Annotated in this window: 18 protein-coding genes; 9 read left to right on the top strand and 9 right to left on the bottom strand. The window is 58.9% G+C overall.

The window, feature by feature from the left end; genetic code table 11:
* Positions 1–110: 110 nt before the first annotated feature.
* The 5 genes from FHP24_RS17135 to FHP24_RS17115 form a co-directional block, all read right to left on the bottom strand.
* Positions 111–989: a hypothetical protein gene (locus tag FHP24_RS17135; protein WP_139677434.1), complete on the bottom strand. Its 879-nt coding sequence runs from the start codon at positions 987–989 to the stop codon at positions 111–113.
* Between the two features lie 120 nt (positions 990–1,109).
* Positions 1,110–1,559 carry a pseudoazurin gene (locus FHP24_RS17130; protein ID WP_139677433.1) on the bottom strand — a complete coding sequence of 150 codons (450 nt, stop codon included), beginning with the start codon at positions 1,557–1,559 and terminating at the stop codon, positions 1,110–1,112.
* Positions 1,560–1,688: 129 nt separating this feature from the next.
* Entirely contained in the window at positions 1,689–2,270 is a 582-nt protein-coding gene (locus FHP24_RS17125) for a thymidine kinase (protein WP_139677432.1), read from the bottom strand.
* A gap of 82 nt (positions 2,271–2,352) precedes the next feature.
* Positions 2,353–3,357: an inorganic phosphate transporter gene (locus tag FHP24_RS17120; protein WP_139677431.1), complete on the bottom strand. Its 1,005-nt coding sequence runs from the start codon at positions 3,355–3,357 to the stop codon at positions 2,353–2,355.
* On the bottom strand, positions 3,357–4,001 hold the full coding sequence (locus FHP24_RS17115) for a DUF47 domain-containing protein (RefSeq protein WP_139677430.1): 645 nt from the start codon (positions 3,999–4,001) through the stop codon (positions 3,357–3,359). The genes FHP24_RS17120 and FHP24_RS17115 overlap by 1 nt, the downstream gene beginning before the upstream one ends.
* A gap of 104 nt (positions 4,002–4,105) precedes the next feature.
* On the opposite strand from FHP24_RS17115, the gene FHP24_RS17110 reads away from it, so the two are divergent.
* Positions 4,106–4,633 carry an NUDIX hydrolase gene (locus tag FHP24_RS17110; protein ID WP_139677429.1) on the top strand — a complete coding sequence of 176 codons (528 nt, stop codon included), beginning with the start codon at positions 4,106–4,108 and terminating at the stop codon, positions 4,631–4,633.
* Between the two features lie 9 nt (positions 4,634–4,642).
* Here FHP24_RS17110 and FHP24_RS17105 read toward each other — a convergent pair whose 3' ends face one another.
* On the bottom strand, positions 4,643–5,170 hold the full coding sequence (locus tag FHP24_RS17105) for an AAA family ATPase (protein WP_139677428.1): 528 nt from the start codon (positions 5,168–5,170) through the stop codon (positions 4,643–4,645).
* Between the two features lie 161 nt (positions 5,171–5,331).
* Here FHP24_RS17105 and FHP24_RS17100 point away from each other — a divergent pair, with 161 nt between their 5' ends.
* Together FHP24_RS17100 and FHP24_RS17095 are read left to right on the top strand one after the other, a co-directional pair.
* Positions 5,332–5,592: a DUF982 domain-containing protein gene (locus FHP24_RS17100; RefSeq protein WP_139677427.1), complete on the top strand. Its 261-nt coding sequence runs from the start codon at positions 5,332–5,334 to the stop codon at positions 5,590–5,592.
* A gap of 86 nt (positions 5,593–5,678) precedes the next feature.
* On the top strand, positions 5,679–5,939 hold the full coding sequence (locus FHP24_RS17095; protein ID WP_139677426.1) for a hypothetical protein: 261 nt from the start codon (positions 5,679–5,681) through the stop codon (positions 5,937–5,939).
* 8 nt (positions 5,940–5,947) lie between these two features.
* Here FHP24_RS17095 and FHP24_RS17090 read toward each other — a convergent pair whose 3' ends face one another.
* Together FHP24_RS17090 and FHP24_RS17085 are read right to left on the bottom strand one after the other, a co-directional pair.
* A complete protein-coding gene (locus FHP24_RS17090) occupies positions 5,948–6,289 on the bottom strand; it encodes a YciI family protein (protein WP_139677425.1) in 342 nt (113 codons plus the stop codon).
* Between the two features lie 134 nt (positions 6,290–6,423).
* The gene (locus FHP24_RS17085) at positions 6,424–7,146 is read right to left on the bottom strand and encodes a L,D-transpeptidase (RefSeq protein WP_139677424.1); all 723 of its coding nucleotides are present in this window, start codon (positions 7,144–7,146) and stop codon (positions 6,424–6,426) included.
* Between the two features lie 232 nt (positions 7,147–7,378).
* Between FHP24_RS17085 and FHP24_RS17080 the strand changes: the two genes are divergently transcribed.
* The 6 genes from FHP24_RS17080 to FHP24_RS17055 all read left to right on the top strand — a co-directional run bounded on the left by FHP24_RS17080 (position 7,379) and on the right by FHP24_RS17055 (position 13,146).
* Positions 7,379–8,332 (top strand): choline ABC transporter substrate-binding protein, encoded by a 954-nt coding sequence (locus tag FHP24_RS17080; RefSeq protein WP_139677423.1) that lies wholly within the window; start codon positions 7,379–7,381, stop codon positions 8,330–8,332.
* Positions 8,333–8,402: 70 nt separating this feature from the next.
* Positions 8,403–9,263: a choline ABC transporter permease subunit gene (choW, locus tag FHP24_RS17075; protein WP_139677422.1), complete on the top strand. Its 861-nt coding sequence runs from the start codon at positions 8,403–8,405 to the stop codon at positions 9,261–9,263.
* The gene (choV, locus tag FHP24_RS17070; protein ID WP_139677421.1) at positions 9,260–10,330 is read left to right on the top strand and encodes a choline ABC transporter ATP-binding protein; all 1,071 of its coding nucleotides are present in this window, start codon (positions 9,260–9,262) and stop codon (positions 10,328–10,330) included. Before choW ends, choV begins: the two co-directional genes overlap by 4 nt.
* 118 nt (positions 10,331–10,448) lie before the next feature.
* Positions 10,449–11,165 (top strand): HugZ family pyridoxamine 5'-phosphate oxidase, encoded by a 717-nt coding sequence (locus FHP24_RS17065; RefSeq protein ID WP_139677420.1) that lies wholly within the window; start codon positions 10,449–10,451, stop codon positions 11,163–11,165.
* A gap of 128 nt (positions 11,166–11,293) precedes the next feature.
* Positions 11,294–11,614, top strand: coding sequence for an ArsR/SmtB family transcription factor (locus FHP24_RS17060; RefSeq protein WP_139677419.1), 321 nt, complete (start codon positions 11,294–11,296; stop codon positions 11,612–11,614).
* A 428-nt stretch (positions 11,615–12,042) separates the two neighbouring features.
* Positions 12,043–13,146, top strand: a complete 1,104-nt coding sequence (locus FHP24_RS17055) for a branched-chain amino acid ABC transporter substrate-binding protein (protein WP_139677418.1) — start codon at positions 12,043–12,045, stop codon at positions 13,144–13,146.
* Between the two features lie 148 nt (positions 13,147–13,294).
* Here the strand turns inward: FHP24_RS17055 and FHP24_RS17050 are convergent, their stop codons facing one another.
* Positions 13,295–13,756, bottom strand: a complete 462-nt coding sequence (locus FHP24_RS17050; protein ID WP_139677417.1) for an Lrp/AsnC family transcriptional regulator — start codon at positions 13,754–13,756, stop codon at positions 13,295–13,297.
* Between the last annotated feature and the right edge of the window lie 25 nt (positions 13,757–13,781).

Below are 13,781 nucleotides of genomic sequence, written 5' to 3'. Positions count from 1 at the left end.
ACATATGATGCCGACCCCACAAGTACAACAGCGCGGCGGAGAGGATTGGAACAAATTCGATCGGGATAACGTCGCACTCTCGTGTCGGCAGTGCCCTTGCTGGCTGCACGTCACGAGTCTTCAAAGCGTCTTTCGAAGGCGAGATCGATCATCTGCCGGCTGCGGTTAAGGCGTGCGCCGGGTAAAAGGTCGTTCGCGAGACGCCATACCGATTGGGCAAGATGCGGATAGGCATCGGGAGACAGGAAATGCGCCTCCCGCTCGCGATCGAAGGAAAGCAATACCGAATAGAGATCGAGAAGGTTCTCGATATCGAGGCCGAGCTTCTGCATCAGCAGGTTCAAATCTCTGACGCCTCCGTTGAATGTCCGCGCAACCGTATCGATCAGACCGATCATGCTTGCGAAAGCCGGCTCTCTCGCGGCCTTGGTTTCACCGCCGCCTTCGGCTTGGAACGCTTTTACCTCCTGAGGCGCCTTGCGCGCGGTCAATAGAGCCAGCACTTCTTCAGCCAGTACCCGCTGACGGGTCACAGCCTGCCGATGAACTTCGATCCGTCCCACCAGTCTGTCTGCCCTTCCAAGAACAGTCCGCAACCGCTCGATACCGCCCGCTCTCGCGGCACGCCTTTCGATCCGCCGGCGCATCGACTTCTTCGAAAAGAAGCCGAGAAGCACATCGCTCACCTGCGGGTTTTCCCGACTGTCGAAAACTGCCCGCTCGTCATCGACGACAGCACCGATCCTCGCCACATGCGAAGCCAGAGCCCCATAAGCGGATTTCTGCTGCACCAGAAGTGCCAGGCGTAACGCGCCCAGTTCGGCAAAGGCCTCGCCATCCAGAGGCTGGATCATGCTAGCCGCCTTTGGAATGGCCGCAAGCAAATCGGCACCGGCTGCGACAACAGCCTTCAATCCCGCGTCGATCTCGACGATCGTGTCTTCGAAAACAGTGGAAACGCCCGCCTTCACCTTCGTCTCTGCCTCCATGCTCGGAAACAGAAATAGGGCCGCTGCGTAATTTGACGACAGCGGCCCTGCAATAATAACTAGGTGATAAAAAGGGTAATGATTAGGTGATGAAAAGGTCTGGTTGGAAAAGCGAGAAGCTCAGAGACCGAGCTTTGCAATTTCTGCGTCGAGGCGTTCCTTTGCTTTCTTCGGCATCTTCGCGGCCTTGACCGCGTCGATATTGGCCGGCGCGTCACCGACAACGACGAGCGCCACCATGCCCATGCCGAAATGCGGCGTGCACTTGAAGACATAGGCGCCGGCCTGATCGACGGTCACAACCAGATCCTGGCTGATCTTGCCCTTCACGTCCGCGACACCTTCGGGAACAAGGCCCGGCATGGACGCGGCATCGTGTCCCTTGTCGACGGAGACAAACTTGATCGTATCGCCGGGTGCAGCTTTCACGGCAGCCGGTTCGAAGACCATCGCCTGACCGTCAGAGCCCTTATTGAGCATCTTGATCTCGATCTCGGCGGACAGTGCCGGCAGGGCCAGCAGAACCACGCCAGCGGCCAGCGTGGCGGTCTTCAGTATCGTTCTGATCATTGAATTCTCCTGCGAAGGTTCGCGCTACAACCGCGATGTCTGCGTTTTACCGCTGCAGGACTTTAGCGCTTTGACATTGGTCAATAGAACAGCGGCTCCCCGAATTTTTAGGGGGACGGCGCAGCAGCCTCAATCGCAACGCATCTTTCCTTCCCAATGCCGCCGGCACAGGGAAACGTATTTTTCATTGCCGCCGACCTCGACCTGGGCGCCTTCGCGGATCACCTCGCCTGCCTCGTCCACCCTGACGACCATGGTCGCCTTGCGGCCGCAATGGCAGATGGTTCTGACTTCCCGCAATTCGTCGGCAATCGCCAGAAGTTCGTGGGAACCGGGAAACAGCTTGCCCTGAAAATCAGTGCGCAGGCCGTAGGCCATCACAGGAATGCCGACACGGTCGGAAACCCGCGCCAGCTGCCAGACCTGCTCTGCCGAAAGGAACTGCGCCTCATCGATAAAAACGCAGGCGATCGGTTCCTGTGCATGCATGTCTGCAATCGCAGTAAAAAGATCGTCGCCGGCGCTGAAGGGAATGGCCTCCGAGGACAGCCCGATCCGCGAGGAGACCTTGCCCTTGCCGGCACGCTCGTCCAGCGCGGCGATGAAAATCACCGTGCGCATGCCGCGTTCCCGGTAGTTGTAGGACGCCTGCAACAGCATCGTCGACTTGCCGGCATTCATCGTCGCGTAGTGGAAATAGAGCTTGGCCATGGCTTGCTTTTCTTATTCCCCAGCCACGAGGGAAAGACACGGCTGCAGATAACCACAGTTATTTGCGAACCGTCGCACCGCCTCAACCGAACAGCGAGACGATGCGATAGGTCAGATAAGAGATCAGAGCCGCAGCCGGCATGGTCACGATCCAGGCGATGACGATATTGCCCGCAAGCCCCCAGCGCACCGCCGAGACACGCCGCGCGGCGCCGACCCCGATGATCGCACCGGTGATCGTATGGGTGGTCGAAACCGGGATGCCGAGCCATGTCGCGCCGAACAGCGTCAGCGCTCCGCCGGTCTCGGCGCAAAAACCCTGCATCGGGTTCAGCCGCGTGATCTTCGATCCCATCGTATGGACGATCCTCCAGCCGCCGAACAGGGTGCCGAGCGCCATGGCCGACTGGCAGGAAATCACCACCCAGAAGGGCACGTAGAAATCCGAACCGAGATAACCCTGGCTGAACAGAAGCACGGCGATGATGCCCATCGTCTTCTGCGCGTCATTGCCGCCATGCCCCAGCGAGTAAAGCGAGGCGGAAACGAACTGCATGATCCGAAACGTCCGGTCCACCGCAAACGGCGTCTGGCGCACGAAGATCCATGAGACGGCAAGCACCAGCACAAGCGCCAGAAAGAACCCGATCGCCGGCGACATGAAGATCGCCCCCGCGGTCTTGAGAAAGCCGCCCCAGACGATCGAGGAAATGCCGACCTTGGCAAGCCCCGCGCCAATCAATCCACCGACCAGCGCATGCGAGGAACTGGATGGAATGCCGAAAACCCAGGTAACGATATTCCAGATGATCGCCCCCATCAGCGCGGCGAAAATCACCGCGGGCGAGACGATGCCCGGATCGATGATCCCCGTACCGAGCGTTTCCGCCACATGCAGGCCGAAGAACATGAACGCGATGAAGTTAAAGAAGGCGGCCCATGCCACCGCATATTGCGGCTTAAGCACACGGGTCGAGACGATCGTCGCGATCGAATTTGCCGCATCATGCAAGCCGTTGAGAAAATCGAAGAACAGCGCAATGCCGACCAGGGCGATCAGCAGCGGAAAGGCGAGTGTCGCATCCATCAGACGTTCTCGATCACGATGCCGCTGATTTCATTGGCAACGTCCTCGAAGCGGTCGACGACCTTTTCCAGTTCACCGTAGATCTCGCTGCCGATCATATACGCCATGGCATTGCCGGAGGCGCCGTGACGCAGGAAAAGATCCTTGAGCCCCTGATCATGCAGGTCGTCGGACCGGCCTTCGACACGCATCACCTCTTCTGCAATCGCGCTGAGACGCTGCGCATTAGCGCCGAGCTTGTCGAGCAGCGGGATCGCTTCGGCGACGAGATGCGCCGCCTTGACGACCTCTTCACCCATCTGCTGCATCAGCGGATCGAAATCCGTTTGCTCGAACAGCCGAATGGTCTTCACCGTCTTGTGCATCATGTCGATCGCGTCATCCATTGACTGAATCAGGTCCTTGATGTCGCCGCGGTCGAAAGGCGTGATGAAGCTGCGCCGGACGGCAAGCAGCACCTCACGGGTAATGTCGTCCGCCCGGTCTTCGAGTGTCACGATGCGCTCGCAATTCACCTCTACGTCTTTGCCGTTGAGAAGGTCGCGCAGGGCCTCGGCGGCTTCCACGACGGTTCGTGAATGCTCGGAAAACATGTCGAAGAACTTGTCTTCGCGCGGCATCAACTTCCGGAAAATACTCATCATGACACTAATCCCTGACGCGGCACCGACATCAGGGCCGTCACAAAACTGTCATAAAAGCCATCGGACGGCTGGAATCAACCGCAAAAATCGGCATTTAGACGAGTATGAAACCTGTCAAGAAATCTCCGAAATCCCCAAGTGCCCAGCAGCGACCGAAGCCACGGACGCTGTTGCAACAGCTTGCGCAGATGCCGGAGAAGCTTTTCAGCGGCGAGTTTCGCCAACAATACGGCGCTTTATGCTTCCGCAGGATTGCCGATAGTGACGCCATCGAGATCCTCGTCATTACCTCGAGGGAAAGCGGTCGCTGGGTCATCCCCAAGGGCTGGCCGATGAAGAAGAAGGAACCGCATCAGGCGGCCGAGATCGAAGCCTGGCAGGAGGCCGGCATCCGCGGCCGCGCGAGAAAGAAGCCGATCGGCCGTTACACCTATCTCAAATGGCTGGACAACGGCGATGTCGCCCCCTGCGTCGTCGATGTCTTTCAGGTCGAGGCGCTGGAAATCGGGAAGAACTACAAGGAGCGGGGCCAGCGTGAGATCGCATGGCTTTCACCAGGCGAAGCCGCCCACCGCGTCCGCGAAATAGAACTCAAATCGCTCATCATCGATTTCAAACCTAAGAAGAAATAACGCCTTGGGTCAGCCAAGAATGCTCAGGACGAAGTCGGCCCGCTCGGCAACGGAAACTTTCGGTAAGAGCACGACCTCATAACCGAGTACCGGATAGATGACGGAAAGCCGTTCATACTCTGCAATGGCGTCACTGAAGGAATGGCGTCGCTCGGGATCGCCTTCATAGATATCCGGCCACGGCGGCGTCATGAAAACCGTCGAATGATACGGATGGATCGCGTTTAAACGTCGAGTGACCAGCTCTCCGGTGGCGTGTTCCAGCGCGATGGCTGCGTCGATCAATCCGCGATCGAAGAACGTCCAGCCACGATTTGCCGCAGCCTCTGCGCGATCCGCAATCGACGTCCCGATTGCCCGCCGCGCAAAGGCTGCGAGGTCCACCCAAGGCAATGATGCGCCCTCTCCTTCCAGCTCCTGCTTGACGATACGCCTGCCGGGCTCCTCGACGACCGAAAAGCCGCGAGCCGCGAGCTCTGCCAAAAGCGTGGATTTCCCTCCTCCGGAACATCCGGAAATCGCGACAAAACAGTTCATAAGCAGCGTCTTTCATCTATCCATGCGCGCGGGACGCCAAGGGCAAGTCTCAATGCTCACCGCCGAAAAATAAATCAAATGCCCAAAATTTCCGCTGACAACGGAACATTGGGCGCGGTTTTGCGTTAGTCGCGCGCATTATTATTGAGGGAGGAATTAAAGTGTCTGGTCCGAATTCGCGTTGGAACAAGCCGGTAGAAATATCCTTGCCTGCCACCGGCTCGCATCAAGTTTTAGGCCCTTTCGAGGCCCTTACGTATTTGACCGAGAACTGGCCGGCCGGGCAGGGATTGACCTTCGTAAAAGCCCGTAGCGCATGCCGCGGCGCGCTTGCCGGTCACAAAACCGTAGACGAAGCGCGTATTGCATTCGAAGCCGCAGCGTCAGAGGCGCGAAAGCAGTTCGATAAAAGCCGCCACTAGCTTTAATCCAGAGAACATTCGACCTTTCTACTCGGAAGCGCTTCTGCATGGAAGCATCGCGCTTTTGGTGAGAATGGAGCAAAACCATGTCCAGGTCTTCTTCCCGCACCCTATCGGAAAGCGACAAAAGGGTATTGAGGTCGCTACTGAGCCGTTACGCCGCGCGATACTTTCTTTCAGGGCCAGATAAGGACGAACTCGTCGAGCAGACATTCCACGCCATGGCGGCCCATCCGCAAATTTTCTTCCAGAAGCCTGTGGAACAGGCTGTGGCCGAAACCATGCACCGGATCTATCAGGACGGCATTGCAACGCGGATCCAGCATACGTCAAAAAATGAAAATTGACGCATCGGTCAATGAAACTGCCGGACTTCCACCGGTGCCCGGCAGGCGACGGCGGCCCTGCGGCCCCAGTCGACCGCCTCTCCCATATCGGCCGCTTCCAGCACCCAGAAACCGCCTAGATGCTCGCCGGTTTTCAGATATGGCCCGTCGTCAACTTGCACCTCGCCGCCAGGCAGCACACTGATCGACTTCGCCTCTCGTGCCGGATTGAGCCCCCCGACGAAAAGCCTGACGCCCGCAGCGATCATCGCCTCGTTCAAAATGTCGATATCGCGCGACATCGCCTCGTCTTCAACGGCGAAAGGATCGTAATCGTCGGGATGATGAATGGAAACCAGATAGCGTGCCATTATGCCCTCCTCCAGGGATGATGGGATGGCACAATGCCCTCCCATCACTCTAAGGACGAGCGCTGCGAGCGAATTCCGACACGTCTTTCGACATGTCGATCTCCGAAGCGGGATATTTCTGGCAGCAGTCCGCGTCAGACGCTGGAAGTAGTCCCCAAAGATCCCTGATGCACGACGATGCGCGCATGGTAGGGAACGCGTGTATAAAGGTCGAGAATGTCCTGATTGACGAAGCGCACGCAGCCGGATGAGGCAGCGGTTCCGATCGACTTCCATTCCGGCGAGCCGTGGAGACGATAGAGCGTGTCCTGGCCATCCTTGAAGATGTAAAGCGCACGGGCGCCGAGCGGGTTCTTGATCCCCGGCTCCATTCCGCCGGCCTTGACCGAAAAGCGCGCCAGCGACGGTTGGCGGGCGACCATTTCGTCCGGCACCTTCCACCGCGGCCAGGGCTGCCGCCACTGGATCACGCCCTCACCTTCCCAGGCAAAACCGTCCCGGCCGATGCTCACGCCATAGCGCATCGCCGTACCACCCGGCTCGACGACATAAAGGAAGCGGTTCGGCGTATCGACGACGATCGTGTTCGGCTTCTCGCCTGTCGGATCGATAACCCGCTGGCGGTAATATTTCGGGTCGATCTGCTGGTATGGTATGGCCGGAAGCTGATGACCGCCATCTTCCATCGCGGCATACCGCGCCTGCAATTCGGCCTCGCTCGGCGGGCCGACGGGACGCTGTGCCACGGCAGGAATGACAGAAGGCTGGGAGGTCGTGGAACAGCCGGCAAGTGCCGCCGTCATGGAGACCGAACCAAGCACGAAGCTTCGCCGCGACAGGGAAAATGAAGTGGGCATCAAGGTTGTTTCCGGGATTGAGCAGAGAACGTTGAGCTTCTATCTCCCTTGATATGAGTTAGATCAAGTCACAACCAGGACATCGGGCTTAGCAAGCGCGCCATGGTGACAATTTTGCCGATATCGCGCGGATGTCGCAAATGGCCTTGGTCCTGCGGCGTAAACGCGCACGCTTGCTTGCTGTAGGAAGATATTGATAATGGCCAGGAACAAATAAGAACGGGAGCAAATCATGCGCATCCATAAATCGCTGGCCTTCACCGTCGCCTTCTCGGCATCCGTTGCCGGTTTCACCGCCAATGCATCTGCCGCCGAGCCGGCCGCCTGTGGCACCGTACGCCTGTCCGATGTCGGCTGGACCGACATCACCGCCACCACGGCCACGGCCTCGGTAATCCTGAAGGCGCTCGGTTATCAGACAGACATCAAGGTTCTGTCCGTGCCGGTGACCTATTCGTCGCTGAAGAACAAGGACATCGACGTCTTCCTCGGCAACTGGATGCCCACCCAGGAAGCCGATGTCCGGCCATTCCTGACGGAAAAATCGGTTGAATCCTTCGGACCCAATCTGGTCGGCGCGAAATACACGCTCGCCACCAATGCCAAGGGCGCCGAACTCGGCATCAAGGATTTCAAGGACATCGCCGCTCACGCCGATGCGATTGGCGGCAAGATCTACGGCATCGAACCCGGCAATGACGGCAACCGGTTGATTCTCAATCTGATCGAGAAAGACACGTTCGGCATGAAAAAGCTGGAAGTGGTCGAATCCTCCGAACAGGGCATGCTCGCCCAAGTCGCCCGCGCCGACAAGGCCGGCGAACCTGTGGTCTTCCTCGGCTGGGAACCGCATCCGATGAACGCCAATTTCAAGCTGACCTATCTAACCGGCGGAGACGATGTCTTCGGCCCGAATTTCGGTGGTGCCGAAGTTTACACCAATGTTCGCGCCGGCTTCACCGAGGAATGTTCCAATGTCGGCACCTTCATCAAGAACCTCAAGTTCACGCTGCCGATGGAAAACCAGATCATGGGTGGCATCCTGAATGACGGCGAAGACCCGGAAGTCGCAGCGACCGGCTGGCTGAAGGCCAATGGTGCCGCGATCGAACCATGGCTGGCGGGCGTCACCACCAAGGACGGCAAGCCGGGCCTTGAGGCCGTAAAGTCCGAACTCGGCCTCTGAGCTCAACAACAAGGGCCGGGTTTCCGGCCCTTTCGCCCTTCCCGTTTAATATTTTGAGGTGGTACCGGACGTGAACTGGCTACCCGATTGGCTCGTCGATTCGAGCGGAAAGCTGCGCCTCGGCAACTGGGCGAAAAATGCCGTCGACTGGCTGACGACAAATGCGAGCTGGTTTTTCGACTGGCTGTCCCATGTCCTGTCGAAGGTGATCGACGCGTTGCTGGCAGTGCTGCAATATCCGCACCCGCTTCTCCTCATCGCAATTTTCACCGCACTGGCCTATGGCCTTCGCCGTTCGCTCGGCGTCACGGCTTTCACCTGTCTCGGACTTCTGCTGATCTATAATCAGGGTTATTGGAAAGAGACGACCGAGACGCTCGCGCTCGTGCTCGCCGCAACCGTGGTCAGCATGACGATCGGCATACCGCTCGGCATTGCGGCAGCAAGACGCCAGTGGATCTATGAAGGCATGCGTCCGGTCCTCGACCTGATGCAGACGATCCCGACCTTCGTTTATCTGATCCCCGCCCTCATCCTTTTCGGCCTCGGCATGGTTCCGGGCCTGATTGCGACCGTTATCTTCGCGGTTCCGGCACCGATCCGCCTGACGCGCCTCGGCATAATCTCGACGCCGGGCGCGCTGACCGAAGCCGCCGTGGCTTTCGGTGCCACACCTGCACAGGTGCTGCGCAAGGTCGAACTCCCTTACGCCATGCCGCAGATCATGGCCGGCCTGACCCAGACGATCATGCTGTCGCTGTCGATGGTCGTCATCTCCGCCCTGGTCGGCGCAAACGGTCTCGGCGTGCCGGTCGTGCGGGCGCTCAACACCGTCAATATCGCCCGTGGCTTCGAGGCGGGGCTGTGCATCGTCATCCTCGCCATCATCCTCGATCGCATGTTCAAGAGCGACAATGGAGATGCGGCATGACCGACACCTCGACCAGGGACTGCGTCACATTCAGCAATGTCGATATCGTCTTCGGCAACGAACCCGCCACCGCCCTGCCGATGCTCGACACCGGCAAAAGCCGTGACGAAATCAGCGCCAAGACTGGCATCGTCGTCGGCGTCTCAAATGCCTCGCTATCGATCCGGGAAGGTGAAATCCTCGTTCTGATGGGACTGTCCGGCTCGGGCAAGTCGACGCTTCTTCGCGCCGTCAACGGCCTGGCTCCGGTCGTACGCGGCAGCGTCAGCGTCGCCACACCCGCAGGCCCGGTCGATCCCTACAAGGCAAACGCCAGGACGCTGCGCGAACTGCGAATGCACACCGTCTCCATGGTCTTTCAGCAGTTCGGCCTCCTCCCCTGGCGGTCGGTGGCGGAAAACGTCGGCTTCGGCCTCGAGCTTGCCGGCGTTCCCGAAGTGGAACGCAAACGGCGCATCGGCGAACAGCTGGAACTGGTCGGCCTCAGCAAATGGGCGGATCGGCGCGTCGGCGAGCTTTCAGGCGGTATGCAGCAGCGCGTCGGCCTGGCACGTGCCTTCGCCACCGGTGCGCCCATTCTGTTGATGGACGAACCCTTCTCGGCACTCGATCCGCTGATCCGCACCAAGCTGCAGGACGAATTGCTGGAATTCCAACGGCGATTGAAAAAGACCATCCTCTTCGTCAGCCACGATCTCGACGAAGCATTCCGCATCGGCAACCGTATCGCCATCATGGAAAGCGGGAAAATCATCCAGTGCGGCACACCGCAGGAGATCGTCCGTGATCCAGCAGACGACTACGTCGCCGATTTCGTCCAGCACATGAACCCGATAAGCATGCTGACCGCAGGCGACATCATGACCAAGGGCGTGTCGTCGGCAACGAGCGGTGTTACCGTCTCGGCATCCGCATCACCGGACACCCCCCTGATTGACATCATGGATGGACTTGCGCGCCAGCGCGGCGCTATCGCCATTGTCGACAATGGCAGCGTGGTGGGCTCCATCACCGCAGACGACGTGGTGGCCGGTCTGACCCGGCATCGGCTGCGCGACAACCGCTGATATAGTCTTAACCTTCAGCACATGGTGCGCAAACTTGACGCGGCAAGGTCTCTTTTGCAGTGCGGAATTAAATGATATAAAAATAAAGCAAAATCGGAATTCAACCAGAGAGTGACGGATGGCCGAACAGGCCCAGTTATTGCGCACCACAGACGACGAGGCACGCGAGCTTGCTCGCACGCTTATCCGTGGAGCGCGCTATATGTCGCTCGCAGTGCTTGATCCGGCAACAGGTTTTCCTTCCGTTAGCAGAGCTCTGACGGCGATCGATCTCGACGGCGTTCCCGTCGTGCTCGTCTCCGGGCTCTCCGGCCACACGAAGGGCCTGAATGATGATTGCCGTTGCTCACTGCTTGCCGGGGAACCGGGAAAAGGTGATCCGTTGGCACATGCCCGCATAACCGTTTTCTGCGAGGCAGAACCGGTTGCCCGCGATGCTGCAACTCATCACAGGGTTCGCGCCCGTTTCCTGCGACGTCATGCCAAGGCACAGCTTTACGTCGATTTCCCTGATTTCAGGTTTTTCCGGCTCGCGCCCGTTCAGGCTTCGCTGAATGGCGGCTTTGGTCGTGCTTACGCGCTGAGCGGCGAAGACCTGGTCTTTCCGCTCGCCACGGACGAATCAACATGGCTGGAATTGCAGAGCGAACTGGCCGAAAAAAACGTTGAAGCCGGCAAGTTTGCGCAGCGCCTGGGCCTTGGAGACAAGAACTGGAGATTCGGATTGGTTGATCCCGCTGGGATCGACCTAGTTTCGGGCGATCTACTCGTCCGGCACGAGTTTCAACACAGACTAGACTTGCCGGAAGACGTCATACATTATATCTGCAAATAAACTAAAATGTCGCATGAACTACCCGAAATTTAGGGGATGTACAAATTCTGCATGTGCCGCCTAACATCACCGGATAACAATATCTGGTGAATTGCGTGGCCACTTTGGAGACGAGGTGAAGAGAACTTATGGACAAGGTTGCACTTTCTGAACATTCGAACGCAGCAGCTGGGCTGCTGTCGGCAATGGCCAACCCCAAGCGGCTGATGATTCTCTGCTGCCTGGTGAAGGGAGAAGTCGCGGTGGGTGCACTGGCGACACGCGTAGGTTTGAGCCAATCGGCTCTGTCCCAGCATCTCTCCAAACTTCGCGCACAGAAGCTCGTCAAGACCCGGCGCGACGCACAGACGATCTATTATTCCAGCTCGTCGGAATCGGTTTTGAAGATTCTCGACAGCTTGGAAGACATCTATATCAGCGCCGAGCGGAAGACATCTGCAGCAGCCTGAGTTTTGGATCGGTCTAAAAAGAAGCCCGGGCAATTCCGGGCTCTTTTACTTGCGGCCGCCTGAAACAAGGCCATTCCCCGGGGAATGGCCTTGGCCGTTGTTAGTCATTTATAGCCTTTGAATTCCCCCCTCCGGACCGGCCCCGTCGGTGACGTCGAATCAGCTTGATCGAGACCTGCTTCGATGCAGAGCTCTGCGGCTTGAAACTTCCCCATCGAAATGTCGCAGCACCCGGTTATCTTCTTGCGCGACAGCCCCAAGATTTCTACAAAAATTGCGTCGCGTCGCGAGCCAAACATGGCCGTAGCGTGGACGACTGCGATGCCCATCTCTCGCCCGACACGACGATCACTGTCGACGGACGAAGGAGCAAGGCCGCTGCATGCTGAAGAAACAGGTTGGGAGGCCTGTACCCCAAGGAGATGGACATGACATTGAAGACAATCACGGCAGCATTGGCTGCCACGCTGGCTTTTGCGCCGCTTGCCCATGCAGATATCACGATCGGCCTCATTGCGCCCCTGACCGGCCCCGTTGCCGCCTATGGCGATCAGGTGAAGAACGGCGCCCAGACGGCCGTTGACGACATTAACAAGGCCGGCGGCATTCTCGGCGAAAAGGTCGTGCTGAAACTGGCCGACGATGCCGGTGAACCGAAGCAGGGCGTTTCCGCCGCCAACCAGATCGTCGGCGAAGGCATCCATTTCGTCGTCGGCCCGGTCACATCAGGCGTTTCCATCCCGGTTTCCGACGTCCTGTCCGAAAACGGCATCCTGATGGTCACGCCTACGGCAACCGCACCTGACCTTACCAAGCGCGACCTTGCAAACGTCCTGCGCACCTGCGGTCGCGACGACCAGCAGGCCGAAGTCGCCGCCAAATACGTTCTTGAAAAGCTGAAGGACAAGCGCGTCGCCATCATCAACGACAAGGGTGCCTACGGCAAAGGCCTCGCCGATGCCTTCAAGGCCACGCTGAACGCCGGCGGCGTGACCGAAGTCGTCAACGACGCCATCACTCCCGGTGACAAGGATTTCGGCGCGCTCACGGCCCGACTCAAGTCGGAAAAGGTCGACGTGATCTATTTCGGCGGCTACCACCCGGAAGGCGGCCTGATGGCTCGCCAGCTGCGCGACCTCGCGCTCAACGCCCAGATCATCGGCGGCGACGGCCTGTCGAACTCGGAATACTGGACGATCGGCAGTGAAGCAGCAGCCGGCACGCTGTTCACCAATGCATCGGATGCGTTGAAGAACGAAGACTCCAAGGCCGCCGCCGAATCGCTCAAGGCGAAGAACATCCCGGCCGAAGCGTTCACGCTGAATGCCTATGCCGCCGTGCAGGTCATCAAGGCCGGCATCGAAAAGGCCAAGACCGCCGAAGACGCGGAAGCCGTGACCGCGGCACTGAAGGACGGCACCGCCATCCCGACCGCCATCGGCCAGCTGACCTACGGCGAAACCGGCGACCTCACCTCGCAGAGCTTCTCGCTCTACAAGTGGGAAGCCGGCAAGATCGTCGCTGCCGAATAATCGGACGAAATGGATATGCAGCGGGCGCCTTCGGGCGCCCGTTTTGTTTTACGGGTCACGGCTATTTTCTCCGAGAGCAACCGAAAGATTTCGGCGATGCTGAAACAGAAAGCCGAAGAAGCAACCTTACACCGGATCCACTCCAGCTTCATCCCACCGGCACGACCAGCCCGCGCTTGAGCGTTTTCAGCACCACGCTGGTGGTGAACTTGCGGATGTTCGGATTGAGCTCCATCATCCGGTCGGCAAGCGCATCGAAATGCTCGACAGACTGCGCCAGGATCACCAGCGTGTAATCCCCTCGCCCCGACGTTCCCCAGGCCTCCTGCACTTCCGGCGTCTCGGTGACCCAGCGCAAAAAGGGCGGCAAAAGCTCCGGCCGGTCGCGCTCAAGCTCGACCTCGACCAGCATCGACACGGCACCGCCCACCTTCTTCGGATCGACGATGGAAACGTCGCGCAGGATCACCTTGTCCTCGCGCAGCTTCTGCAGCCGCCTTTGCACCGAAGACGGCGACAACCCCACCCGCTCCGCAAGCTCGGTCAGCGTGATGGTCGCATCCTGCTGCATCAATCTCAGGATGTCGCGATCGGTCTTCGTCAGCGCCATGGGCAAATTTCCCGCCAGAATCCCG

Source organism: Aliirhizobium smilacinae (assembly GCF_006335145.1).
GTDB lineage: Bacteria > Pseudomonadota > Alphaproteobacteria > Rhizobiales > Rhizobiaceae > Neorhizobium > Neorhizobium smilacinae.
The sequence above is the reverse complement of the archived record's forward strand: the minus strand, read 5'-3'. Positions and strand labels throughout refer to the sequence as shown.

Coding starts and splice junctions, on each gene's coding strand:
- FHP24_RS17135 (WP_139677434.1), bottom strand. CDS start 989: ATGGAGGCAGAGACGAAGGTGAAGGCGGGCGTTTCCACTGTTTTCGAA.
- FHP24_RS17130 (WP_139677433.1), bottom strand. CDS start 1,559: ATGATCAGAACGATACTGAAGACCGCCACGCTGGCCGCTGGCGTGGTT.
- FHP24_RS17125 (WP_139677432.1), bottom strand. CDS start 2,270: ATGGCCAAGCTCTATTTCCACTACGCGACGATGAATGCCGGCAAGTCG.
- FHP24_RS17120 (WP_139677431.1), bottom strand. CDS start 3,357: ATGGATGCGACACTCGCCTTTCCGCTGCTGATCGCCCTGGTCGGCATT.
- FHP24_RS17115 (WP_139677430.1), bottom strand. CDS start 4,001: ATGATGAGTATTTTCCGGAAGTTGATGCCGCGCGAAGACAAGTTCTTC.
- FHP24_RS17110 (WP_139677429.1), top strand. CDS start 4,106: ATGAAACCTGTCAAGAAATCTCCGAAATCCCCAAGTGCCCAGCAGCGA.
- FHP24_RS17105 (WP_139677428.1), bottom strand. CDS start 5,170: ATGAACTGTTTTGTCGCGATTTCCGGATGTTCCGGAGGAGGGAAATCC.
- FHP24_RS17095 (WP_139677426.1), top strand. CDS start 5,679: ATGTCCAGGTCTTCTTCCCGCACCCTATCGGAAAGCGACAAAAGGGTA.
- FHP24_RS17090 (WP_139677425.1), bottom strand. CDS start 6,289: ATGGCACGCTATCTGGTTTCCATTCATCATCCCGACGATTACGATCCT.
- FHP24_RS17085 (WP_139677424.1), bottom strand. CDS start 7,146: ATGCCCACTTCATTTTCCCTGTCGCGGCGAAGCTTCGTGCTTGGTTCG.
- FHP24_RS17080 (WP_139677423.1), top strand. CDS start 7,379: ATGCGCATCCATAAATCGCTGGCCTTCACCGTCGCCTTCTCGGCATCC.
- choV (WP_139677421.1), top strand. CDS start 9,260: ATGACCGACACCTCGACCAGGGACTGCGTCACATTCAGCAATGTCGAT.
- FHP24_RS17065 (WP_139677420.1), top strand. CDS start 10,449: ATGGCCGAACAGGCCCAGTTATTGCGCACCACAGACGACGAGGCACGC.
- FHP24_RS17060 (WP_139677419.1), top strand. CDS start 11,294: ATGGACAAGGTTGCACTTTCTGAACATTCGAACGCAGCAGCTGGGCTG.
- FHP24_RS17055 (WP_139677418.1), top strand. CDS start 12,043: ATGACATTGAAGACAATCACGGCAGCATTGGCTGCCACGCTGGCTTTT.
- FHP24_RS17050 (WP_139677417.1), bottom strand. CDS start 13,756: ATGGCGCTGACGAAGACCGATCGCGACATCCTGAGATTGATGCAGCAG.